At 73.6% G+C, this 22,163-nt stretch carries 17 protein-coding genes; 6 read left to right on the plus strand and 11 right to left on the minus strand.

The window, feature by feature from the left end:
• Window position 1: 1 nt before the first annotated feature.
• Together C4V41_RS45505 and C4V41_RS45510 are read right to left on the minus strand one after the other, a co-directional pair.
• The gene (locus tag C4V41_RS45505) at window positions 2-1,267 is read right to left on the minus strand and encodes a lanthionine synthetase C family protein (protein WP_146104033.1); all 1,266 of its coding nucleotides are present in this window, start codon (window positions 1,265-1,267) and stop codon (window positions 2-4) included.
• Entirely contained in the window at window positions 1,264-4,239 is a 2,976-nt protein-coding gene (locus C4V41_RS45510) for a lantibiotic dehydratase (RefSeq protein ID WP_160150614.1), read from the minus strand. Before C4V41_RS45510 ends, C4V41_RS45505 begins: the two co-directional genes overlap by 4 nt.
• A gap of 198 nt (window positions 4,240-4,437) precedes the next feature.
• On the opposite strand from C4V41_RS45510, the gene C4V41_RS61165 reads away from it, so the two are divergent.
• The 3 genes from C4V41_RS61165 (at window position 4,438) to C4V41_RS45520 (ending at window position 7,705) form a co-directional block, all read left to right on the plus strand.
• Window positions 4,438-4,656 (plus strand): hypothetical protein, encoded by a 219-nt coding sequence (locus C4V41_RS61165; RefSeq protein WP_146104034.1) that lies wholly within the window; start codon window positions 4,438-4,440, stop codon window positions 4,654-4,656.
• 119 nt (window positions 4,657-4,775) lie between these two features.
• The gene (locus tag C4V41_RS45515) at window positions 4,776-5,789 is read left to right on the plus strand and encodes a lanthionine synthetase LanC family protein (RefSeq protein ID WP_160150615.1); all 1,014 of its coding nucleotides are present in this window, start codon (window positions 4,776-4,778) and stop codon (window positions 5,787-5,789) included.
• Complete coding sequence (locus C4V41_RS45520; protein WP_103962278.1) at window positions 5,789-7,705, plus strand: ABC transporter ATP-binding protein; 1,917 nt, start codon at window positions 5,789-5,791, stop codon at window positions 7,703-7,705. Before C4V41_RS45515 ends, C4V41_RS45520 begins: the two co-directional genes overlap by 1 nt.
• Window positions 7,706-7,909: 204 nt before the next feature.
• Here C4V41_RS45520 and C4V41_RS45525 read toward each other — a convergent pair whose 3' ends face one another.
• On the minus strand, window positions 7,910-8,170 hold the full coding sequence (locus C4V41_RS45525) for a hypothetical protein (protein WP_103962279.1): 261 nt from the start codon (window positions 8,168-8,170) through the stop codon (window positions 7,910-7,912).
• 86 nt (window positions 8,171-8,256) lie between these two features.
• Window positions 8,257-11,982 (minus strand): nSTAND1 domain-containing NTPase, encoded by a 3,726-nt coding sequence (locus tag C4V41_RS45530; protein WP_146104035.1) that lies wholly within the window; start codon window positions 11,980-11,982, stop codon window positions 8,257-8,259.
• 106 nt (window positions 11,983-12,088) lie between these two features.
• Between C4V41_RS45530 and C4V41_RS45535 the strand changes: the two genes are divergently transcribed.
• Window positions 12,089-12,688, plus strand: coding sequence for a nucleotidyltransferase domain-containing protein (locus C4V41_RS45535; RefSeq protein ID WP_103962281.1), 600 nt, complete (start codon window positions 12,089-12,091; stop codon window positions 12,686-12,688).
• 14 nt (window positions 12,689-12,702) lie between these two features.
• Here C4V41_RS45535 and C4V41_RS45540 read toward each other — a convergent pair whose 3' ends face one another.
• Genes C4V41_RS45540 through C4V41_RS45550 form a run of 3 tightly spaced genes read right to left on the minus strand, consistent with a single transcriptional unit; the run spans window position 12,703 to window position 17,127 of the window.
• Window positions 12,703-14,481 (minus strand): ABC transporter ATP-binding protein, encoded by a 1,779-nt coding sequence (locus C4V41_RS45540; RefSeq protein WP_103962282.1) that lies wholly within the window; start codon window positions 14,479-14,481, stop codon window positions 12,703-12,705.
• Window positions 14,478-16,208, minus strand: a complete 1,731-nt coding sequence (locus tag C4V41_RS45545) for an ABC transporter ATP-binding protein (RefSeq protein WP_235030787.1) — start codon at window positions 16,206-16,208, stop codon at window positions 14,478-14,480. The genes C4V41_RS45540 and C4V41_RS45545 overlap by 4 nt, the downstream gene beginning before the upstream one ends.
• Before the next feature lie 40 nt (window positions 16,209-16,248).
• The gene (locus C4V41_RS45550) at window positions 16,249-17,127 is read right to left on the minus strand and encodes a LysR family transcriptional regulator (RefSeq protein WP_160150616.1); all 879 of its coding nucleotides are present in this window, start codon (window positions 17,125-17,127) and stop codon (window positions 16,249-16,251) included.
• 97 nt (window positions 17,128-17,224) lie between these two features.
• Here C4V41_RS45550 and C4V41_RS45555 point away from each other — a divergent pair, with 97 nt between their 5' ends.
• Window positions 17,225-17,992 carry an arginase family protein gene (locus tag C4V41_RS45555; RefSeq protein ID WP_200824678.1) on the plus strand — a complete coding sequence of 256 codons (768 nt, stop codon included), beginning with the start codon at window positions 17,225-17,227 and terminating at the stop codon, window positions 17,990-17,992.
• Here C4V41_RS45555 and C4V41_RS62360 read toward each other — a convergent pair.
• Window positions 17,957-18,097, minus strand: a complete 141-nt coding sequence (locus C4V41_RS62360) for a hypothetical protein (RefSeq protein ID WP_160150617.1) — start codon at window positions 18,095-18,097, stop codon at window positions 17,957-17,959. The two genes, C4V41_RS45555 and C4V41_RS62360, sit on opposite strands and share 36 nt — an antisense overlap.
• 68 nt (window positions 18,098-18,165) lie before the next feature.
• On the opposite strand from C4V41_RS62360, the gene C4V41_RS45560 reads away from it, so the two are divergent.
• Complete coding sequence (locus C4V41_RS45560; RefSeq protein ID WP_235030788.1) at window positions 18,166-19,128, plus strand: LysR family transcriptional regulator; 963 nt, start codon at window positions 18,166-18,168, stop codon at window positions 19,126-19,128.
• 367 nt (window positions 19,129-19,495) lie between these two features.
• Here the strand turns inward: C4V41_RS45560 and C4V41_RS45565 are convergent, their stop codons facing one another.
• The 3 genes from C4V41_RS45565 to modA are packed head-to-tail and all read right to left on the minus strand — an operon-like array spanning window position 19,496 to window position 22,156.
• Window positions 19,496-20,527, minus strand: a complete 1,032-nt coding sequence (locus C4V41_RS45565; protein WP_103962398.1) for an ABC transporter ATP-binding protein — start codon at window positions 20,525-20,527, stop codon at window positions 19,496-19,498.
• Window positions 20,524-21,360 carry an ABC transporter permease gene (locus C4V41_RS45570; RefSeq protein ID WP_103962286.1) on the minus strand — a complete coding sequence of 279 codons (837 nt, stop codon included), beginning with the start codon at window positions 21,358-21,360 and terminating at the stop codon, window positions 20,524-20,526. The genes C4V41_RS45565 and C4V41_RS45570 overlap by 4 nt, the downstream gene beginning before the upstream one ends.
• Window positions 21,361-21,364: 4 nt before the next feature.
• Window positions 21,365-22,156 carry a molybdate ABC transporter substrate-binding protein gene (gene modA / locus C4V41_RS45575; protein WP_103962399.1) on the minus strand — a complete coding sequence of 264 codons (792 nt, stop codon included), beginning with the start codon at window positions 22,154-22,156 and terminating at the stop codon, window positions 21,365-21,367.
• Window positions 22,157-22,163 lie beyond the last annotated feature (7 nt).

Below are 22,163 nucleotides of genomic sequence, written 5' to 3' on the forward strand. Positions count from 1 at the left end.
TTCAGTTCATGAGGAGAGCGGTGTCCCACCCGGTGACGGGCGGCTCGCCGGTGCCGTAGTGGTGGAGGGCCAGCGCGATGCCCGCCGCGCCCTCCAGGAGCCCCACGCGGTCGGGGGACACCTCGACGCCGCCGGTGGCCGAGTAGCGGAAGCCGAAGGGGGCGTCGTCGGCGTACGCGGCCACGATCCGTCCGGCCAGCCCGTCGGCCGCGGCCAGCAGGGTCTCGTCGCCGCTGTCCCGGCCGACGGTGTACGTGGCGTGCAGCATCCCGGCCCAGCCGTGGCACAGGCCGGCGTCGACCATGCCCCAGGCGTCCCAGGGCAGCGCGAGGGTCTCGCGCAGCGCGCGGATCGCCGCCCGCCGCCAGTCCGGCCGGTCGAGGGCCGTGCCCGCGAGGAACAGCGCCCTGGCGACACCGGCCGTGCCGTAGCACCAGGCCGGGCGCGGCGGCAACGCGTGGGTGTGGGTACGGGCGAGTTCGTGGTGGAAGGTCACCGTCGGCGGCCAGGAGCGGCCGTCGGTCCAGCCGAGCAGCCAGTCCGCGACCCGCTCGATGGCCTCCTCCTGGCCGGGCAGGCGTACCCCTTCCCGGTGGGCGATGGCCAGCAGGGCCAGCGGGCCGGGGATGCCGTGTGCCAGGCCCAGGTTGAAGTGCCCGTCACCGTCGGGGCCGCCGCGGATGGGGGCGTGCGAGACCAGCCAGCCGGGCACCGTGCCGCCCGCCACCTCCCTGGGTTCGGTCAGCGCGATGAGGTAGGACAGCGGCTCGGTGTCGCCGTACGCCAGCACCAGGCGGCCCAGCCCGCTCAGCCCTTCGACGACGTCGTAGGAGCCGAACGTCACTCCCCCGCCGTCCTGCCGCAGGCGGGCGAGCCCGGCCGTCTCCGTCTCGGCGCGCTGCCGCGTGATCTCGCGGACGGCGCCCTCGGCCCGGCCGAGCAGGCCGGCGTAGTCGCCCGGCTTGACGGCGGCGGCCCGGGTGGCGAACAGCAGCGCCGGCAGCCCGTCGCTCAGCGCGTGCCGGGCGGGCCTCGTGCCGGCCGCGGCGGCCAGGAACGCGTGCGCGTGCTCACGCCGTCCCAGCTCGGCGTGGAGCAGCGCGACCCCGAGGAATCCCTCGTTGAGGGACATCGCATGCCAGATCAGCGGCGTCCTGCCGTCCAGGAGCCGGTCGGTGCCGGCCGAGGCGGCCTTCTCGACGTCGGCGGGGTCGGCCAGCCGGTGGGCCACCTCTTCGGCGACCCGCACCGCGCGTTCTCGCGTCACCGCTGGTGCCTCGCGCGGTCGCGCAGCGCCTGCAGCGCGCCGCGGACGATGGCGTACGAGGCGCCTTCGGACATCCTGGACACGCCGATCAGCCGGTTGTGGTGCATGTGCAGCAGCGCCGGCAGGGGCGTCCTGCGGTGCAGCGAGCGGATCAGCTCGCCGTACGCGGCGACGGGGCCGCTGCGCGCCCGCCAGATCTCCGCCAGCCGGGGGTCGAGGTCGCGCCCGGCGATCGTGTCCATCGCGGTGCGGCGCACGCTCTGGAAGGCGCGATGGTGCTCGTCCACGGGGTATGCGGCCATCACCCAGTCCTCCCAGCCCTGCCCGTGGAAGGCCCGAGCCAGGTCGGCGTAGTTGGCGGCGGCCAGCAGCTCCGGCGTCATCGCGGATCGCAGGCTGAGCTGGGCCAGCACGGCGTCGCTGTCGGCGGTGAACGCCCGTTCGGCCGCTTCCAGGGCCGCCGCGCCGCCGTACCGCTCGACCTCGGGCTCGTAGGTGTCCAGGACGAGCGAGCGGGCGAGCCCGGCGCGGCACAGGTCGGCGGCCCAGTCGTGCACCAGCGGGAGCACCTCGCGGCCGAGCAGGCCGGGATCGCCGTGGAAGCGCAGCCGCAGGTGCGCGCCCGGGTCGAAGTAGCGGATGAAGAACCAGCGGTCCACGCCCTCGGGCAGCGCCGCGCGCAGGATCGGCAGCCGCTGCCTGATCAGGTCGGTGTGCCGGTCGGCGGAGGCGTAGAGCTTGGCGTACAGCCACGGGCCGCCGGGATGGTGGCGGGGCGCGGGCGGGGTGAGCCGGGCCGCCGTGCGGATCGGCGGTTCGGGAGCGGTCGAGCGCAGGGTCGCGGTCAGCTCGTTGGCGTGCCCGCCGAGCCAGCCCGCGCCGAAGCCGTCGCCGCCCGGGGCCTCCACCAGGAGCGTGCTGGGCCTGCGGGCCAGTTCGTGGCGGAGGACCGTACGGTGTGCGGGGGCGTCGAGGTCGAGCCCGATGCGGTTGTCGCCGTTGGTCAGGTAGACCGCCGAGGGCACCCGCCACCGCTCCCGCCAGGCGTCGAAGCGCCGCTCCCACTCGCCGTCGGGCGCGGCGCGGTCGTTGAGCTCGGCGGCGGGCCGCCAGATGGCCGAGGCCAGGATGGAGCGGCCGCGGCGGACGCGCGGCAGGTAGTGCAGCACCTTGCCCGCCTGGCCCCAGTCCCATCCCTGGCACACCCGGTGCCTGGCCTCGCCCAGCTCGTAGACGAACCGGACGGCGTCGAGGGCCACGCGCGGGACGACGAGCATGTGCGGCGTGGCGGGGACGATCTCCTCCCCCAGCCGCTCCGACCACAGGAACAGCCGGTCGCCGGCCGCGCCGACGGCCAGGTCGTCGAGGGAGATGACCGACTCGTCCCCCGGGTCGGCGAACCTGCCGATCGGCAGCGTGCGCTCCAGCAGGGCCGGGACGCGGGCCACGTTCATGATCCGCGTCCAGGCCGGCTGGAACGTCACCTGCGCCGCCGCGGCGTCGCCCGCGCGCCACATGTCGGCCGTCTGGTCGCGCAGCTCGTCGAGGAAGTACGTGAAGCGCCCGGTCATGGCGCCGGCCCGGCGCGAGAGCGGCATGTTGGCCAGCACCAGCCGGAAGTCGCCGCCGTTGAGCGCCTCCATCGAGTCGGCGAGCAGGTGGGCGCCGAGCTCCAGGACCTCCGGCAGGCGGCCGTCGTCCCGGTCGGCCAGCCGGTCCACGGTGGCGTCGTCGAGCTCCACCTCGCGCGCGCCGTCGAGCAGCGCGCCCTGGGCCAGCTGGCCGAGCACGCGGGTGCGGTAGCCGTCCTGTTCCGGGTCGCGCTCGGGGCGTTCGGATCCTCGGTAGCCGGCCGGGCCGCCCAGGCCCAGCTCCGGGTCGAGGAGTTCCTTCAGGGGGACGAGGCGGCCGGTGCCGTACTTGTCGAGGAACTCGTCGTGGTAGGCGCGCAGGTGCTCGGTGCCCTGTCCGGGCGGGGTGATGCGGACCAGGGTGCGGCCCATGTGCTCCAGTTCGGCGGCGACCTCGCGCGGGAGCCGTACGTCGGCGTCCAGCCGCAGGTCAACGTGCGGCGCGTGGTGTCCGGGGCGGGCCCGCTCGGTGGCCGTCACGACGTCCCGCCAGGCGGATGATCCCGCTCCGAGCGGCGCCGTCGTGTAGGCGCGCAGCGCTGCGGCGGCCGTCGTGAGCACGGTGAGCGCGGCCGTCTCGCGGGGTGGGAGCCGGTCGGCGACGTGGGCGATCTGGTCGGGGGCGTCGTCGGGAGGGACGAGGTCGGTCAGCAGGACCGCGCGGTCGACCAGGTTCGCCAGCGCGCCCTCGGCCTTCTCCCTGGTCCCCTGCGGGAAGGCGGCGAGCAGGTGGTCGACGAGGCCGGTGAACGCCACCGGCCGGCGGGCGTGCTCCATGACCGCGCGGACCAGGGGCGTCATGCGTACCGACAGCTCGCGGACGCCGCTGTCGCCGTCGCGCGGCAGATGCGGCAGGGCCAGCCGGTCGCCGCGCGCGAAGCACAGGCCGTTGAGCACGACGCGCAGCCCGCGCAGCACCTCGGGACGGCGTTCGTGCTCGCGCACGATGTCCAGCAGCCACGCGATGTCGGGACGGACGAGCTTGCGGTGGGCCTCCCCCACCCGCACCTTGCCGGTGTCGTCGAACCGCGCCTCCGCCACGCCCGCCATGAGGCCGAACGGGGTGGGGCGGGTGGCCATGCGCAGCACGTAGCGGGTGACCGCGAGCGCGGCCTTGCGCAGCCGCTTCGGCTCGACGGGACGCCCCTCGTGCAGCAGATCGAGGGTGCGCGCCAGCGACGGGCTCGACACCGCGATCGCCTCTCTGACGAGCGGGTCGGCGGTGAGCGAGCGCAGGTGGCCCGCGGGATCTCCGCCGTCGTCGCGGGTCTGTTCCCCGCGTGCGGCCGGGAGGGCGCTCATGCGCAGCAACGCCACGTCGGCGGCGACGAGTTCAGCCATATCCTGCCTTCTCAACGCGTGAATGGAGCATGACGAATTCAGTGACGGCCGTGCTGAACGCGAGAGCCTAACAGCCATATCCGCCGCGATTCGATGCTTCGAAATTTCTATAATTCGAAGCCGTTGTGTGCGGGCATACCGGTAGCGTCGCTTTCCGATCAGCCCGAAGCCGGGCAATCGAACGGAAGGGAAGACAACGTGAGCCCAGTGGCCCAGGTCGACCTCGCCGAGGACGTCTTCGACCTCGACATCGAGCTACTCGTCGAGACGGACTCGGTCCCGCCGGTCTACGCCTGCAGTGGTAGTGACACCACGTGCGGCACCCAGGTGTCGTGGAGCGGGACCTGCAGCGGGACGCAGGACTGCGGGACGTGCTCGCCCACCTATGGGGCCAAGGCCCCGGGCATGTGCATCTGACCGGTGCGCCCCGGCGAGCCGCCGCCCTGGCCATCGCGCGGGAGGTGGCGGCTCGCCTCGCCGATCCGGCTCACATTAATCCGGATAAAAGGCGGGCTGGTGTGCTGGCTTATGGAGAATTGGGACTAGTACCGCTTTACGCCGCTCTTGACAGAAGAGATCCCGGCGCTGATTGGCATGCCCTCGGTCATCGTTTTCTCGCGCTCGCGGCGCGGGCGGGGGCGACGTCGCGCGCCGGTCTTTTCGACGGCGGGATCGCCGGAATAGGGGCGGCGGCCGCCTCGCTGAGCGGGGCCGGTCACTACGGTGGCCTGCTCGGGCGGGTGGACGCGGCCGTGGGCGCCGTACCCGATCACGACCTCGTCTCCGGCACCTCGGGGGCCGCCCTCTATCTGCTGATGCGGCCGCCGTCGGGGAAGCGGGACGAGGTGGCCGACGCTCTGGCGGGTGCCGGACCGGCCTTTCCGATGCGCCGCGTTCCCGCCGGGTGGGCGGTCGGTGAGGGGTATGCCGACTGCGGGCTCTCGCACGGGGCCGCCGGGGCGCTCGCCGCGCTCTCGCTGCTGGCAGCTCAGGGGACGGTACGCGCGGACGGCATCAGGGCGATCGCCGACCGGCTGCTGGGTGTCGCCCGGCAGGACGAGTGGGGGACGGTGTGGCCCGCGGGCGTCGATGTGCGGGGGTGGCATCCGTCGCCGCGGCGGGCCTCCTGGTGTTACGGGGTGCCGGGCGTCGCGCGGGCGTTGCGGCTGGCCGGGGAGGCGCTCGACGAGCCCCGCTACCGGCGCGCCGCCGACGAGGCGATGGCCCGGCTGCTGGTGGCGCCGCGGGTGTGGGGGCTGGAGTCGCTCGGGGTGTGCCACGGGCTGGCCGGGCTCCTGCTGATCACCGCGGCCTTCGCCGCCGGGGAGGCCCGGAACGGCCCCGCGGGCGCCACCAGAGAGGCCGGCTACGATTTCGCGGCCGCCGCCGAGGGGCTGTTTGACCGCCTTTGCGCGGCTTATGACGGCCGGCGGCCGCTGGGGTTCGAGGTGGAGGAGCCAGGGTTGCTCAGCGGGGCCGCCGGGATCGCGCTGGCGCTGCTGGCCGTGACGGGGGACGTACCGGCCATGTCGTTGTTCCTGGCGGCCTGATGGGGCGCCATCGCACGGGGCACGCCCCGTCGGAGGTACGCGATCCGCTGTTCGGCAGCGGCATCCGCGCGTCCATGGGCCGGCTCAAGCACGAGGGCGCCGGGGTGCGTACCGGATTCCTGTCCATGGCGCGCGAACTGCCCGGCCTGGTGGCCGTCACCGTGCGACTGGCCCGGCGGGCGGCGCCGAGGGATCTGCTGGTGGTGCTGGTCGCCGAGCTGTTGTCGGGGGTCGCGACGGTGGTCACGCTGATGGCCACGTACCGCGTCCTGGTTCCGCTCATGACCGGCGGGCCGTCGGCGGAGCGGCTCGCGTCCGCCGTGCCCGCGCTGCTCGTGGTGGGAGGCGCGGCCGCGGCCGGGAGCCTCGCGCGCGCCGCCGGGAAGGCGGCGGTCAGCCGGCTCGGCCCCACGATCGAGCGGCTCGCCTACACGCGGCTGCTCAGGCTGGCGGCCGGCGCGGAGCTGGCGGCCCTGGAGTCGCCCGGCTTCCACAACCTCCTGGAGGCCGCCCGGCAGGGCACCAGGGCGGCCCGGCTGGTGATCGCCCAGGCGGCGCAACTGCTGGCCGGTCTGTCCACGCTGCTCGCGGTGGGGACGGTGCTCGGCGTCCTGCATCCGCTGCTCCTGCCGCTGCTGCTGGCCACGGTGCTGCCGAAGGGCTGGAGCGCCGTACGCTCGGCCCGGGCCCGGTTCGTCTCCGCCCAGCGGAACATGGAGCTCAGCCGCCAGCTCGAAGTGCTCAGCGGCCTGCTCACCGGGCGTGACGTCGCTCCGGAGGTACGCGCGCACGCCGCCGGCGACTTCCTGCTCGGCCACTACGACCGGCTCTCGGCCGTGGCGGAGGCCGAACAGGCCCGGCTGGGCCGCGACGAGGCGCGCCTGGCGCTGGCCGGGGACGCCGTGTCGGGGGCGGCGGGCGTCCTCACCTACGTCACGCTCGGCCTGCTCCTGACCGCCGGGACGATCCCGCTGGCCGTGGCCGGGGCGGCGGTCATCGCCATCCGCACCGCCAAGGCCGGCCTGATCAGCCTGGTGATGTCCATCAACCAGGTCTACGAGCAGGGCCTGTACGTCCTGGAGTGGGAACGCGCCTGCGACGAGGCCGCCCGCCACCAGATGAGCAGTGGGCCGGTGCCGCTGCCCGGTCATCCCGTCGAGATCCGCGCCGACGACCTGACCTTCGTCTATCCCGGCCAGAGCCGCCCGGCGCTCGCCCACGCCGACGTCGTCATCCGGCCGGGCGAGATCGTGGCGTTCGTGGGCGCCAACGGCTCGGGCAAGAGCACGATGGCCAAGCTGCTGGCCGGGCTCTATCTGCCGACGTCGGGGCGGGTGACCTGGGGCGGCGTACCGATCGAGCGGCTGAACCGGCGGAGCGTCTTCGACCGGGTCGCCCTGGTCGCCCAGGACTTCGCCCGCTGGCCCGCCACCGCGCGCGTCAACCTGACGCTCGGCCACCCCGAGGGCGGTGACCGGGAGCGGCTGTGGCGGGCCGCCGTCGCCAGCGGCGCGGACGCCGTGGTGGCCGGTCTGCCCGACGGGTGGGAGACGTTGCTGGCCCGCGAGTTCATGGGCGGCACGGAGCTGTCCGGCGGGCAGTGGCAGCGCGTCGGCCTGGGACGGGCCTGGTTCAGGGACGCGCCGGTGCTGGTCTTCGACGAGCCCACTTCGGCGCTCGACCCCGAGGCGGAGATCGAGATCTTCGACCAGGTGGCCGGGCTGGCCACCCGTGGGCACACGGTCATCCTGGTCACACATCGGCTGGCGTCGGTGGCGCGGGCCGACCGCGTCTACGTCTTCGCGGGCGGGCGGATCGTCGAGCACGGGCGGCACGAGGAGCTCATGCGGGCCGGCGGGGCGTACGCGACCATGTACGGGCTGCAGGCGGCCCAGTACGCGCCGGCCGATACCTGACCACCGATCGAACGTGTGTACGATAGTGGCAGTCGCCTCCCTGAAAGGGCCCCCATGACCGCCGACCGGCCGACCGTATGCCCGACGTGCCAGGGCGTGATCGTCTCCCCGCAGTCCGACTCCTACACGCCCGCTCGCGGACGGCTCATCGTCACCAACGGCTACTGCCCGGGCACCTGCGAAGCCGCCGTTCGTGAAGAGGTGTCAGTGGAGGTGGCAGCCGGTTCCTGACAGGGTTCCGTTCCAGGAGAAGACCGAGCCGCAGAGATAGGTGCCGGCGGCAGGGCCGAACCTCACGATGACCGTCACGTTGACGTAGCCGGTGCCGTCGCAGCCCGACGCGAGCAGGTTGTCGCCCGGGCGTAGCTCGCCGCCGAAACAGGTGTGCGAGCCGGCGGCTTGGGCGGGCAGGATCATCGCGGGCAAGGCCAGGGCGGCCGCGGCGACGAGGTGTGTGATGGGCATGCTTCGACCGTAGAAGCCGTCGTACGAGGGGCCTAGAGACGGTTTGTCACCACGTCATGTGCGTTCCTCACATGTTCTCGGGCGGGCTATTCGGGAGGGGCGGTCAGGCGGGCGTTGGCCTCGGCGAGGACGCGTTCGATGGGGGCGCAGGCGTCGCAGGTCCACATGCGCACGGTGCCGTCCCCGTGCGCGGTCACCAGCCGGACGGCGCCTTCGCCGCCATGCGCCGGTGAGGCTCCTGCGGGCGTGCCGTCCTCAGGCAGGGCGGTTCCCGCTGTGCTCGCCGGGCCGCTCGGGAGGAACTGGACGGCTTCGACCGTCGCCGCGAAGCCGGTGACGGTCAGCGGGGTGCCCGGTTTGCCGTCGCGCCACATGCGGAGTGTGTCGTCGTGGCCTCCCGCGGCCACCCAGCGTCCGTCCGGGGTGAAGGCCACCTGCCAGACCGCGCCCTGATGGCCGCGCAGCACGAGCGGGGCGGCGTGGCCGGCGACGTCCCAGATGCGGACGGTGGCGTCGGTGCCGGCGCTGGCCAGGCGGCGGCCGTCCGCGCTGAAGCTCACCGCCCACACCATGCCCTCATGGCCGCGCAGTTCGGTGGGCGGGCCGTAGGTGGTGGTGTCGTACAGGCGGACCAGGCCGTCCAGCCCGGACGTGGCGATGTAGCGGCTGTCGGGGCTGTAGGCGACGTATCGGACCATCTCGGGGCTGACCTTGATCACCCGAGGCCGCCCGGTGCCGCCGACCGGCCAGACGCGCAGGGTGCCGTCGTTGCTGACGCTGGCGACGTCGCGGCCGTCGGGACGGAACGCCACGGCGCCGACGGGTTCGGTGTGCCCGCGCCAGACGACCGGCTCGGCATCGCCGGTGGTGTCCCAGAGGCGTACGGTGCCGTCGCCGCTTCCGGTGGCCAGCAGCCGGCCGCCGGGGCCGAAGGCCAGGCCGTAGATCTGGCCGGTGTGGCCCTGCAGCACCCTGGGAGCGCGCTTTCCCGAAACGTCCCAGAGCCGGACGTCCTTGTCGGCGCCGCCGCTGGCGATCTGCGTGCCGTCGGGTGACAGGCACAGGTTCCACACCTCGCCGCGGTGACCGCGCATGATCACGGATTCGCCCATGACCCGGGTGTCCCAGACCCGGATCGTGCCGTCGTCACCGACGCTGACCAGGTATCGGCCGTCGGCGCTGGAGTCGGCGTTCCACACCACCCGGTCGTGGCCGCGCAGCACCAGCGGGTCGCCGCCGCCGGCCGGGCCGAAGACGCGGATCGAGCCGTCGTCGCCCGAGGCGACCACGCGGTGCCCGTCGGGGCTGAACGTCACCCCTTCCACGCTGCCCTCGTGCCCGCGCAGCACGACCGGCACGGCGTCGCGTTCGTCCATCGGCCAGACCCTGACGGTCCCGTCGATGCCGGCGCTGGCCAGCCGGGTGCCGTCGGCGTTGTAGGCCATGCGCTTGACCATCGACTCGTGCCCCTTCAGCACGACGGGGTCCGCCCGGCCGGACAGGTCCCAGACGCGGATCAGGGTGTCCGAGCTACTGGTGGCCACATGCCGGCCGTCGGGGCTGACGGCCAGGCCGAAGAACGTCCCCTTGCCCGCGCGCAGCACCCGCGGGTCCGCGCGACCGGCCACGTCCCATATCCGCAGCGTGCCGTCCTCCCCCGTGGAGGCCACGCGCCGCCCGTCGGTGGTGAACGCCACGCCCCAGACCGGGCCCTTGTGCCCGCGCAGCACGACCGGGTCCGCGCCGCCCGCCGGGTCCCACACGCGTACGGTGCCGTCCAGGCCCGCGGTCACCAGGCGGCGGCCGTCGCGGCTGAAGGCGGGGCTCCACGCCTCGCCCTCGTGCCCGCTCAGGACGACCTGTGGCCGCGCGGACAGGCGGCCCTGCTCCCAGGCCCAGATCCGTACGAGGCCGTCGGCGGTGGTGACGGCGACCCGGCCGCCGTCCGGGGAGAAGGTCACGCCGAGCGTACGCCCGAAGCCCGGCATCGTCCGCAGCAACCGGTCGTCGATCAGCGCCTGCCGCAGTGCCGTGTCCGCCTCCACCGTCGGCCACAGCACGTGCGCCCGCCCGGCCAGGCGGAGCCCCCGCCCGGGGTTGAGCGCCAGCTCACCCTGGGCCTCGGCGGCGAGCTGACGGGAGAGGGCGATGTCCCGCTGGACGGAGACCTCGCGGGTCTGCGTCAGGGCGAGGCCGGCCAGGACGCTGACCACGGCGACCACGGCGATCAGCCCGCCGACCACCAGGCGGACCCGCCGGCGCCGCCGCGTCCTGGCGGCCGACTGCCTGTGGCGGGAGGCGTCGAGAAAGGCGTGTTCGAGGGCGTTGAGACGGTCGCCAGGACGGTCGTCCCAGCCCGCCAGGCGCACCCCCCGGTACAGGAACGCCTCGTCCCGGCCGTGCTGGTCCCATTCGGCGGCCGCCTCGGTCAACCGGCGGTGCGCCTGCAGCAGCTCCCGGTTCTCACTCAGCCAGCCGCCCAGCCGGGGCCAGCCACGGATCAGCGCCTCGTGCGCGATCGTCACGCTCTCCTCGTCGGCCGTGATCAGCCGGGCCGCGATGAGCCGATCGAGCACCCCGGCAACACTCCCGTTCATCACCATGTGCCCGTTTCCGGACAGTTCGGTACGGGCGGCCCGGCGGCGGGCGTCCTCCGTGCCGTCACCCGGCGTGACCAGCCGCAGGAACAGGTGCTTGGCCTGTTCCCGTTCGCCCGTCGTCAGAGCGCCGTACACCCGTTCGGCCGTCTGCGCGATCGCCCCCCGCACCCCGCCCGTCGCCCGATAGCCCGCCACCGTGAGCGCGTTGCCGCGCCGCCGGCGCCACGTCTCCAGGAGCGCGTGCGAGACCAGCGACAGCGCCCCGGCCTGCCCTCTGGCCTCGTCCACGACCAGCTCGACCAGTTCGGCGCTGACGTGGACGTCCATGCGCCGGGCCGGTTCCTTGACCACCTCGCGCAGATCGTCGTCGTCCATCGGCCCGACGAGAAGCTGGCCGTCCTGCAGCGCCGGCACCAGCTCCGGATATCCGGCGCACCGGGCGTAGAAGTCGGCGCGCACACCCACGACGACGCGGCACGAGGGCTCGGCGGCGGCGGCCACCAGGGCGGCGATGAAAGCCCTGCGCTCGGCCTCGCTCGGGCACAGCGTGAAGATCTCCTCGAACTGGTCGACCACGATCAGCAGCCGCGAGCCCACCTGCACGGCCACGTTGCGCGGGTCATCCAGTACGGCCTCCAGCACGGCCTTCGCACTCGACCCCGCCGCCTCGGCGAGCCGCCCGGCCAGCGCCCGCAGCGGCCGTTCTCCCGGCGTGAACAGGGCCACCGGCCAGTCGTCCCGCAACGCGGGCAGCAACCCGGCCCGCAGCAACGATGACTTACCCGAACCCGAAGGGCCCACGACGACCAGAAAGGAGTCGGCGAGCAGCCTTTCGCGCAGCGCGGCCACCAACCGCTCACGCCCGGCGAACAACCGGGCGTCCTGCGGCTGAAATGTCCGCAGGCCCAGATAGGGCGCCGCCTCCTCCTCCGCCGGCTCGGGGCCTTTGATCTGATCGTTCAGCAGCCGCCAGCGTTCTTCCCACTGTTCCGGATCGCCACCGCAGGCCACGACGTACGCCAGGACGACGGGCAACGTCGGCACCATGGTCCCGCTGGCGGCCTCGGCAAGTGCGGTGACGGAGAAATGCGCGCGTTTGGACAGCTCGCGATAGCTGGGCTTACCGGCCTTTGTCCGAAGTTCTCTGAGCTCGGCGGCGAACTGATGTAAAGGGCCGCCATCCGGGTCGAGTTTGCGCTCGGGTCGCCCCATGGGCCCACGATATCTCCGCACCGGCATTGCGGCGCGGAATTAAATTCCGCCACCGTTTCCGGCATTTACGCACCGCACGGAAACCCACGTTCCGCATGATGATCGGATGACGAGGATCGACACACCGTGGGGCCCCTGGGACGCCGCTCCGCTCGCGGAGGTGGTCGCGCTCTTCCGCAGGCTGGCGGCGCCGTGGTGGGTGGCCGGCGGGTACGCGATCGAACTGGCCGTGGGCCGCGCCTTCCGCGAGCACGGGGACGTGGACCTCGGGCTCCTGCGCCGGGACCAGCTTGGCGCGCGCCGGCTCCTGGACGGCTGGGACGTCCATGTCGCGATCTCCGGGAACCTGCGGCCGTGGGCGCTCGACGAGGTCCTGCCCGAGCAGGCGCGTCACATCTGGGTACGCGAGCAGCCGGACGGTCCCTGGCGCTTCCAGCTCATGCTGGACGAGGCCGACGGCCAGGAGTGGATCTACCGGCGTGACCCCCGCGTCCGCCGTCCCCTGGCCGGGCTGACCGTCGAGGAGGACGGCTTCCACCGGCTCGCTCCCGAAGTGCAACTCCTCTACAAGTCCAAAGACCCGCGCCCGAAGGACGAGACCGACTTCGAGACGGTCCTTCCCCTGCTGACCGAGGAGCAGCGGCGCTGGCTGGACGAGGCGCTGAAGATCGTGCACGCCGCCCACCCCTGGCGCGAACGCCTCTGACAACCGACGTGCCGTCAGGTGGTGCCCTCCTGGTCGGTCGCCGGGGCTGACTGGTGGTCGGTCCAGGCGGCCCAGTGGGTGGCGTAGCGGCCGCCCGCAGCGCGCAGGTCCTCGTGTGAGCCGCGCTCCACCACGCGCCCGTCCTCCATGACGACGACGCGGTCGGCGGTGGCGGCCTGGGTGAGACGGTGGGCGACGATCAGCGCGGTCCTGCCGTCGATGGCGCTTTCGATCGCGCGCTCCAGTATGCGGGCGCCGCTGCTGCCCGCCTCGGCCGTGGCCTCGTCGAGGACCGCCACGGGCGGGTCGGCCAGGACGAGCCGGGCCAGCGCGAGTTGCTGGCGTTGCGCGCCGGTGAGCCGGTGACCGCCTTCGCCGACGACCGTCGCCAGGCCGTCGGGCAGCGTCTCGACCCAGGTGAGCGCGTCCACGGTGGTCAGGGCGGCGCGCAGCTCGTCGTCCGTCGCCCCGGGGCGGGCCAGGCGCAGGTCGTCGGCGAGGGGGCCGGCGAAGACGTGCACCTCCTGGGTGACCATGGCGATGCCGGAAGGGACGGCGACGGTGCCGGTGGTGGGCTCGTGGACGCCGGCGATGAGCTTGGCCAGCGTGGTCTTGCCCGCGCCGCTCGCGCCGACCAGCGCGACGCGTTCGCCTGGATGGATGTCGAGGTCGACGCCGTGCAGCACCGGCCGGCCGGGCTCGTAGGCGTGAACGAGCTCGCGCACGCTCACCCCGCCACGGCCATGCCCGTCCGGAACACCCTCCGGCCCGACGACCACTTCGCTGAACGGCGCACGCTCCGGTGCCGCCTCGTCGGCGACGCCGACCAGGCGGGACAGGCTCGCGTTGGCCGACTGGGCGTCGTCCAGCAGCGCCAGGGCCGTGTTGACCGGCCCGAACAGGTTGTGGAAGTACAGCGCGGCGGCCGTGACGGTGCCGACGCTCGCCGACCCGTCGCTCACCAGCCACACCCCCGCCGCCAGCACGGCGGCCAGCCCGACGTACTCGGCGATGTGCAGCCGGCTGTAGAAGCGCAGCACGAGCCGTACCCCGCGCATGGTCAGGTCCACCGCCGCACGTGAACGCCCCGTGACGCGCTCCAGGTGCTCGGTCTCGGCGCGGTAGGCGCGCACGGTGGAGGCGCCGCCGATGGTGTCGAGCAGCTGTTGCTGCTGCTCCCCCGTCGCGACGCGCTGGGCGGCGTAGAGAGGCACCGCGTTGCGTACGTACCAGCGGGCGGTGTGCAGTTGCACCGGTACGGCGAGCAGCGCCGCGACCAGGAACCGCCAGTCGAGCAGCGCCATCGCCACCAGCGTCAGCCCGATCGACAACAGCGACCGGACCAGCGCGGGCAGCGCCGAGCGCACGGCCTCGGCCACCTGCGCCACGTCGCGCGTCACCCGCGAGGTCAGGTCGCCGGACCCGGCGCGTTCGACCCGTTCGAGCGGCAGCGCCAGCGCCCGCTCGACGAAGCGCTCGCGCAGCTCCGCCAGCGCGGTCTCGCCCAGCCGGGACACCAGCACCAGCCCGTACGCCGTCAGCAACCCCTGCGCGACCCCGACGACCACGAGCAGGACCACCGGCGTGGTGAGCTCGGCGGCGGGACGGCGGCCGGCGACCAGGTCCACGACCCAGCCGAGCAGGGGCTGGGTGAGCAGGCCGACGGAGGTGGCCACGACGAGCAGGCCGAGCCCGGCGGCGGCCAGCCCCCGATACGGCCGGATGATCTTCCACACGGCCGCCCGCGTACGCGCCGGCGTGGCGGTGGGCAGCAGTTCGCGGGGGGTGCTCATGCCAGTACCGCCGTCCGGTAGCCGGCGTTGCGCCGGAGCAGGTCCGCGTGGGGCGCGGCGTCGGTGACCCGGCCATCGTCCAGGAGGAGCACCCGGTCGGCCACCGCGAGCAGCGCGGGGCTGGTGGTGACGACGATCGTGGTACGGCCGCGCCTGACCCGCCTGATGCCCTCGGCGATGCGCGCTTCGGTGACGGCGTCGACGGCGGTGGTCGGATCGTGCAGCACGAGCACAGGCCGCCCCGCCGCCAGGGCCCTGGCCAGGGCGACGCGCTGACGCTGCCCGCCGGACAGGGAGCCGCCGCGTTCGCTGACGCGGGTGTCCTCGCCACCCGGCAACTGGTCGGCGCCGGCGGCGGCCATCGCTTCGGCGGGGGCGGTGCCGCCGATGTTGGTGCGTACCGTGCCTTCGAACAGGATCGCGTCGTGCTCGGCGACCAGCACGGCCTCGCGCAGGCGGGCGGGGTCGAGGTCGCGCAGCGGTACGCCGTCGAGTTCGACCGAGCCCGACTCGGGGTCGGCCTGCCGGCCCAGGCAGCGCAGCAGCGCCGTGGCGGCGGCCGGGTCGGTGGCGGCGACGCCCACGAGTTCGCCGGGGGCGATGTCGGCGTCGAGACCGGTGAGGCGGTCGTAGGTGAGGCCGCGCAGCCGTACCGCGCCTGTGATCGTCCCGAGCGGTTCGCCGGCACCCGAGGTCGTCCCGAGCGGTTCGCCGGCACCCGCGCCGGGCGGTTCGCCCGCACCCGCGCCGGGCAGCCCGCCGCCGCCCGTCACCGCGTGCGGTGCCGACAGCAGGGCCGCGACCCGGGCGGCGGACGCGCGGCCCTGCGCGAGCTCGGCGTTGACCCAGGCCAGCAGCTGCAGCGGGCCCTGCAGGAAGAGCGCCAGGCCGACGGCGGAGACGAGCTGGCCCAGGCTGATGCTGCCGTCGATCGCGAACCTGCCACCGACCAGGGCGATCAGCGCGATGAACGCGCCGGTGAGCGCGAGGACGACGCCGTTCTGCAGCGCCTCGGCGCGGGCGGCGCGCAGGGTGGCCGACAGGGAGTCGCGGCTGGTGCGCCGGTAGCGTTCGACGGCGGCCCCCTCGGCGTTGATGCCCTTCAGCACCCGCAGCCCGGCGACGAGGTCGGCGGCCATGCCGGAGGCGTGCGCGACGCGTTCCTGCTCGACCTCGCTGCGGCGCTCCAGCGGCTTGCCGAGCAGGTGTCCCAGCCACAGCAGGGCCGGCGTGCCGAGCAGCACGATCAGTCCGAGCGGGATCGACATGCGCAGCAGGACGACGGTGGACACGGCGAGGCCGGTGAGGGCTGCGATCCCGGCCAGGACCGCCATGATGACCGCGCCGACGCGGCGGGCGTCCTCGGTGGCGATGCTGGTCAGCGCGCCGGGCAGGCGGCCCTCTTCGGCGCCGCCGCGCGGGTGCAGCACCCGGGAGACCACGGCGAGGCGCAGGTCGTGGGCCGCCTCCTCGGCGGCGCGCTCGCCGACACGGATGCCGAACCGGTAGCTGAAGGACAGGCCGACGTAGACGACGGCGAGAACGGCGAGCCACATGAGCAGCCGTCCCCAGGAGGCGCCGACGACGGCCTGGTCGATGGCCAGCCCGATGAGGACGGGCACCAGGGCCTCGCCGGCCTGGTGACCGGCGCCGAGCAGCGACCCGGCGGCGAGTCTGCGGCGCTGGCCCGCGATCGAACGGAGCAGTACGTCACGGCCGGACTCCAACCGGCGCTCCTTCCCCGAAACGGACATAACTTAGGGAAGGCTAACTTAACAGCAGCTCGATCATGGCGTTGACGGCGGGGGTGACGGTGCGGACCAGGGCGTGGGTGGTCCGGGTGATCTCGACCGTGGAGATCGGGCGCAGGACGACGCCGTCGGGGACACCGACCACCGTGGAGACCAGTTCGGGCACCAGCCCGGCGCCCAGGCCCTCACGCACCATGCGCAGGACGAGCGCGTAGTCGTCGGCCGTGTGAATCACGTTCGGCCGGAACCCCGCCAGGCCACAGGCCCGGTGCAGCATCTCGTGGTCGGTGGTGCCCTGGGAGCCCGCGATCCACGGCTCCTCGCGCAGGACGCGCAGGTCCACCGCGCCGGTGGCGCCCGGGTGGCCCGCCGGCAGCGCGATCATGATCGGCTCGGCGCCCAGGAGCCGCCGCGACACCCCGGGCGGCACGTCCTCGGGGATCAGGCTGTAGACGAACGTGATCGCGAGATCGCAGCTCCCGCCGCGCAGCGCCTCGATCGCCGGGCGGGGTTCGAGCTCGTAGACGATCACGTTCAGCTCGGGGTGACGGGTTCTGGCCACCGCGATCGCGGGCAGAAGCCGGTGGACCGCGGCGGTGGCGAAACAGGCCACCCGGACGGGCCCGCGCGGGGTCGGCGCCGAGCGGAGATCCTCCTCGGCGGCGTCCAGCGCGTTCAGGACGATGTGCGCGTGCCCGACCAGGCGCCGCCCTTCGGCGGTGAGACGGACCCGGCGCCCGGCCCGCTCGAACAGCGGCACCCCGGCCTCGCGTTCCAGGGTGGCGAGCTGCTGCGAGACGGCGGAGGAGGTCATGCCGCACACGTCCGCCACGGCGGTCATGGTGCCGTACTCGGCGAACTCGCGCAGCAGCCGGAGCCGGGCGGGATCCAACATCAAGCGATCCTTATAGATCAGTACGGAAACACTAAGTGGACATTGCCAATTGGACCACGCGAGACTGTCGCCCCGACCACCGGATGAGGAGCACAGGATGTTGAACGTCGTCGAGATCCCCCAATGGCAGGGATCGCTGTCCCCCACGGCACCCAGGCTGGTCGAAGGCGCCGCCCGGCTGGCCGCCATGATCCCCGAGGCGCGGCACGTCCGGGTGAGCACCGGCGGCACCCTGGCCGACACCGCCGCCCGGGTCCGGCAGGCACTGCCGCAGGACGGCTTCACCGTGACGGTCGGCGGTGACTGCGGCGTCGAACTCGAACCGGTCGCGGCCGCGCTGCGCCGGTACGGTGACCGCCTCAACCTCGTCTGGTTCGACGCCCACCCCGACATGAACTCCCCGGAAACGTCCCCGTCGGGCGCCTTCCACGGCATGATCCTGCGCGCGCTCCAGGGCGAGGGCCCGCCCGGCCTGGTGCCCTCCCCCGCGCTGCGCCCGGACCAGATCGCCCTGTCCGGTACGCGGTGCTTCGACCCCGCCGAGACCGACCACATCCGGCGTACCGGCATCGGCGGCCTGTCCACCATCGACGACGACGCCGTCCTGTACGTCCACGTGGATCTCGACGTGCTGGACGGCATCACCTCGGTCGGCTACCCGGAACCCGGCGGCCTGTCCCCGGCGGCGCTCATCGAGGAGGTCGCCGCCCTGGCCGCCGGGCACGAGATCGCCGGCCTGGGCATCACCGAGTACGCTCCCTCGGACCCCCGCGACGAGGAGATGCTCCGGCACCTGGTGCCCGAACTCGTCCGGCTGTGCGCGCCGTCGTCACCAGAGGGCGGCGATCACCTCGGCGAGCTCTGACGGCCGGGACAGGAACGGTGAGTGCGCGCGGTCGAGCTCCACGACGCGGGCGGGCGCGGCCGACACGGAGTCGATCTCGCGGACGGAACGCCGCCGCGGCGCCACCGGGGTCACCGTAGAAGGTCTCGCGCAGGGCCGCGTGCCGGTCGCGGTCAGCGACGGAGCCGCATGAGGTGGACGGGACGGGCGTGGCCGGGGCATTCTGTGGCGTGCTGCTGCGCCAACTGGAGTATCTGGTCGCCCTGGCCCGTGAACGGCATTTCGCCCGTGCCGCGGCGGCCTGCCACGTCTCCCAGCCGTCATTGTCGGCCGCCATCCGCAAGCTGGAGCGCGAGCTGGACGTGCCGCTCGTCCGGCGCGGCCGGCGGTTCGCCGGGCTCACGCCCGAGGGCGAGCGGGTGCTGCTGTGGGCGCACCGCATCCTCGCCGACACCGACTCCCTGCGCCAGGACCTGTCCCGGATGCGCGACGGGTTGTCGGGCACGTTGCGCATGGGGGCGATCCCGACCGCGCTGACCGCGGCGTCGTTGCTGACCACGCCGTTCTGCGAACGGAATCCGCACGTCCGGGTGCTGCTCACGTCGCTGTCGTCCCGGGAGATCGCGCGGCGGCTGACCGAGTTCGAGATCGACATGGCGATGACGTACATGGACGACGAGGAGGACCTCGGCGACGTACGCGCCAGCCCGCTGTACGAGGAGCGCTACCTGCTGCTCACCCCGTCCGACGGCGAGCTGGCCGGGCGGCGGGTGGCGCGCTGGGCGGAGGTGGCGGCGCTGCCGCTGTGCCTGCTGGCGCCCGAGATGCGCAACCGGCGCATCCTGGACGCCAACTTCAGGCAGGCGGGGGCGGTGGCGGTGCCGGCGATCGAGACCGACACCGTCTCGGCGCTGTTCGCGCACGTGGCGACGCACCGCTGGTCGAGTGTGATCGCGCACGCGTGGCTGCACATGTTCGGCGTGCCCGAGGGCATGCGGGTGGTCCGGCTGGAGCGGCCGGCCAAGGAGCCGCGCGTGGGGCTCATCGTGGCCGGTACGGGCCCCGAGTCGGTGATGGCCAGGGCGGTGCTGGACATCGCCCGCGACCTCGACCTGCGGGAGGTGTTCGACCGGCTCACCCGCGAGCACCTGGCATAGCCCGACCATTCGTGGCGGACCATGCCGCACCACGGGATGACCCCGCCCCGCCTGGCACCCACTTCCCGGGGCCGCCTTTCTCAACGGGCCACTACTTCACCGTGACGGTCATCGGGCGGCGCTGTCGTGGGACGAGATCGACCCTGAGTTCGGCAACACCGCCGCGCTGCGGGTCGTCGGCATGGACTGCCCGCCCTCTCGACGAGCGGGGACCACACCTGGTGATGCCGGGCGACCGCTGCGGCGCGCGTCTCGGGCCGGCCGGGCGACGGGCGTGGCACGGAAATGGCGAGGAGGCCGATGTCCCGCTCGATGTGGGTGAGCGGGCCGTGGCCGGGGCCGCCGAGACAAATGGCGTCACAGCCGCTCATGCCGGGTACGCGTGGGTCTCGGTGGCTTTGACCGACGCCCAGACCTGCTGGCCCGGGGTCAGGTCGAGGTCCGCGACGGCGGCGGGGGTGATGTCGGCGAAGGCGGTGACGGGGCCGTCGAGGTGCACCCGGACGTTGTCGCCGTGCCGTTCGATGCCGTCGATGCGGGCCTGCCACAGGTTGCGGGGGCTGCCGTCGGGGCGGGTCCGGTACAGCGCCACGGCGGCGGGCGGGAACGCGACGAACGCGGCCCCTTCGAGGTGCTCGGAGGTGTGCAGCAGCAACTCGCCCACCTTGACCCGGAGCCCGTCGGCCGTCCCGCGATACAGGTTGAGCCCGACCAGCCTGGCCACGTAGTCGGTACGCGGGCGGCGGGCGATCTCGGCCGGGGTGCCCTGCTGGACGATGGCGCCGTTCTCGATGACGATCAGCCGGTCGGCCAGCACCATGGCGTCAAGGGGATCGTGGGTGACCAGGACGGTGGCGCCGTCGAACTCGTTGAGGTGGCGGCGCAACTGCGAGCGGATCTCCAGGCGGGTGTGGGCGTCGAGCGCGGCCAGCGGCTCGTCGAGCAGCAGCAGTTCGGGCCGTACGGCCAGCGCGCGGGCGAGCGCCACCCGCTGGGCCTGACCGCCGGACAGCTGCCGTGGCCTGGCGGCGGCGCGGTCGGCCAGGCCGACCCGTTCCAGCAGGGCGGCGGCGGTGCGGCGGGCCTCGGCCTTGGGCACGCCCTGGCAGCGCGGCCCGAAGGCGACGTTGTCCAGCGCTGAAAGGTGGGGGAAGAGCAGGTAGTCCTGGAACACCATGCCGATCGGGCGGCTCTCGGCGGGCAGCGTGTGCAACGGCCTGCCGCGCAGGGCGATCTGCCCGCCGGACGCAGGGGTGAGCCCGGCCAGGGCGCGCAACGCCGTGGTCTTGCCGGCGCCGTTGGGCCCGAGCAGCGCGACCACCTCGCCCGGCCGCACGTTCAGGGTGATGTCGAGGGTGAAAGCGGGCCGGGTGACCACCAGCCGGGCATCGAGGGTCATGGCGCGCTCACCCACCGGTCGCGCAGGCTGGCCAGAATGATCACCGAGACGACCAGCAGAACCAGGCTGAGCACGATGGCCGCCTCCGGCTCGGTCTCCAGGGCCAGGTAGACGGCCAGCGGCATCGTCCGCGTCGTGCCGGGGAAGTTGCCGGCGAACGTGATCGTCGCCCCGAACTCGCCCAGCGCCCGCGCCCAGCACAGCACCGCCCCGGCCACCACGCCCGGCATGACCATCGGCAGCGTCACCCGCCGGAACACCGTCCAGCGCGAGGCCCCGAGCGTCGCGGCGGCCTCCTCGAAACGCCGGTCGGCGCCGCGCAGCGCGCCCTCGACGCTGATCACCAGGAACGGCATCGCCACGAACGCCTCCGCCACGACCACGCCCGCCGTGGTGAACGGCAGCGCGATCCCGAAGGTGGCCTCCAGCCACTGCCCCACGAGCCCGCGCCGCCCGAGCACGAGCAGCAGCGCCACACCGCCGACCACCGGGGGCAGCACCAGCGGCACCGTGACCAGGGCGCGCACCAGGCGCCGGCCCGGGAACTCCACCCGGGCCAGCAGCCAGGCCAGCGGCACGCCGAGCAGCAGGCACAGAGCGGTCGCGATGGTGGCGGTCACCAGCGACAACCGCAACGCCTCCAGCACGTGCGGCTCGGCCAGCCGTTCCAGCAGCGTGGGCCACGGCGCCCGGATCAGCAGCCCAGCCAGCGGCAGCACCAGGAACGTCAGCCCCGCCAGCGCGGGCACGACCAGCATCCAGGGCAGCCGCCCGGAGACCTCGCGGCCGGTGGCGCTCACCGGTTCGAGCTGTTCTGACGCGGAGGCACCCATCGGATCAGGGGGCCTCGAAGCCGGCCTTGGTCAGCACGTCCTTGCCCTGCTGCGACAGCACCAGATCGACGAACCGCTGGGCCGCGTCACCGGCCGGTGCCTTCGACAACGTGGCGATCGGGTAGTCGTTGATCGCCTGGTCCGCCTCGGGGAACGCGATGCCCTGGACCTTGCCCGCCGAAGCGATCACATCGGTCTTGTAGACCAGCGCCGCGTCCACCTCACCCAGCTCCACCTTGGTCAGCGTGGCTTTGACGTCCTGCTCCAAAGTGACCGGTTTGACCGTCAGCTTGGCCGCGGCCAGCGCCTTGACCGCCGCCGCCCCGCACGGCACCTGCTCCGCGCACAGCGCCACCTTCACCTTTCCGTCGGTCAGGTCCTTCAGCTCGCCCACCTTGGCCGGGTTGTCGGCCGGCACCGCGATCTGGAGCTTGTTCCGTACGAACGTGGTCGGCGAACCCGCCAGCGACGCGTCGGTGACCGTCTTCATCGTGGCCGGGCTCGCCGCCGCGAACACGTCCGCCGGAGCGCCCTGGGTGATCTGCTGAGCCAGCGTGGCGCTGGAACCGAAGTTGAACCTCACCGTCGTACCCGGATTCGCGGCCTCGAAGCTCTTGCCGAGCTCGGTGAACGTCCCGGTCAGCGACGCCGCCGCGAACACCGTCACCTCCTTGGCCTGGCTCGCCGAGGACGAAGCTCCGGTCGTGGACGTGGCCGGTCCGCCGGAGCCGCAACCGGACAGGCCCGCCAGCGCGAGCGTTACGGGCAGGGCGATCGCCCATCGGGAAAGACGCACCACAGGG

It is taken from the genome of Nonomuraea solani, from assembly GCF_900108335.1.
In the GTDB taxonomy this organism is placed as follows: domain Bacteria; phylum Actinomycetota; class Actinomycetes; order Streptosporangiales; family Streptosporangiaceae; genus Nonomuraea; species Nonomuraea solani.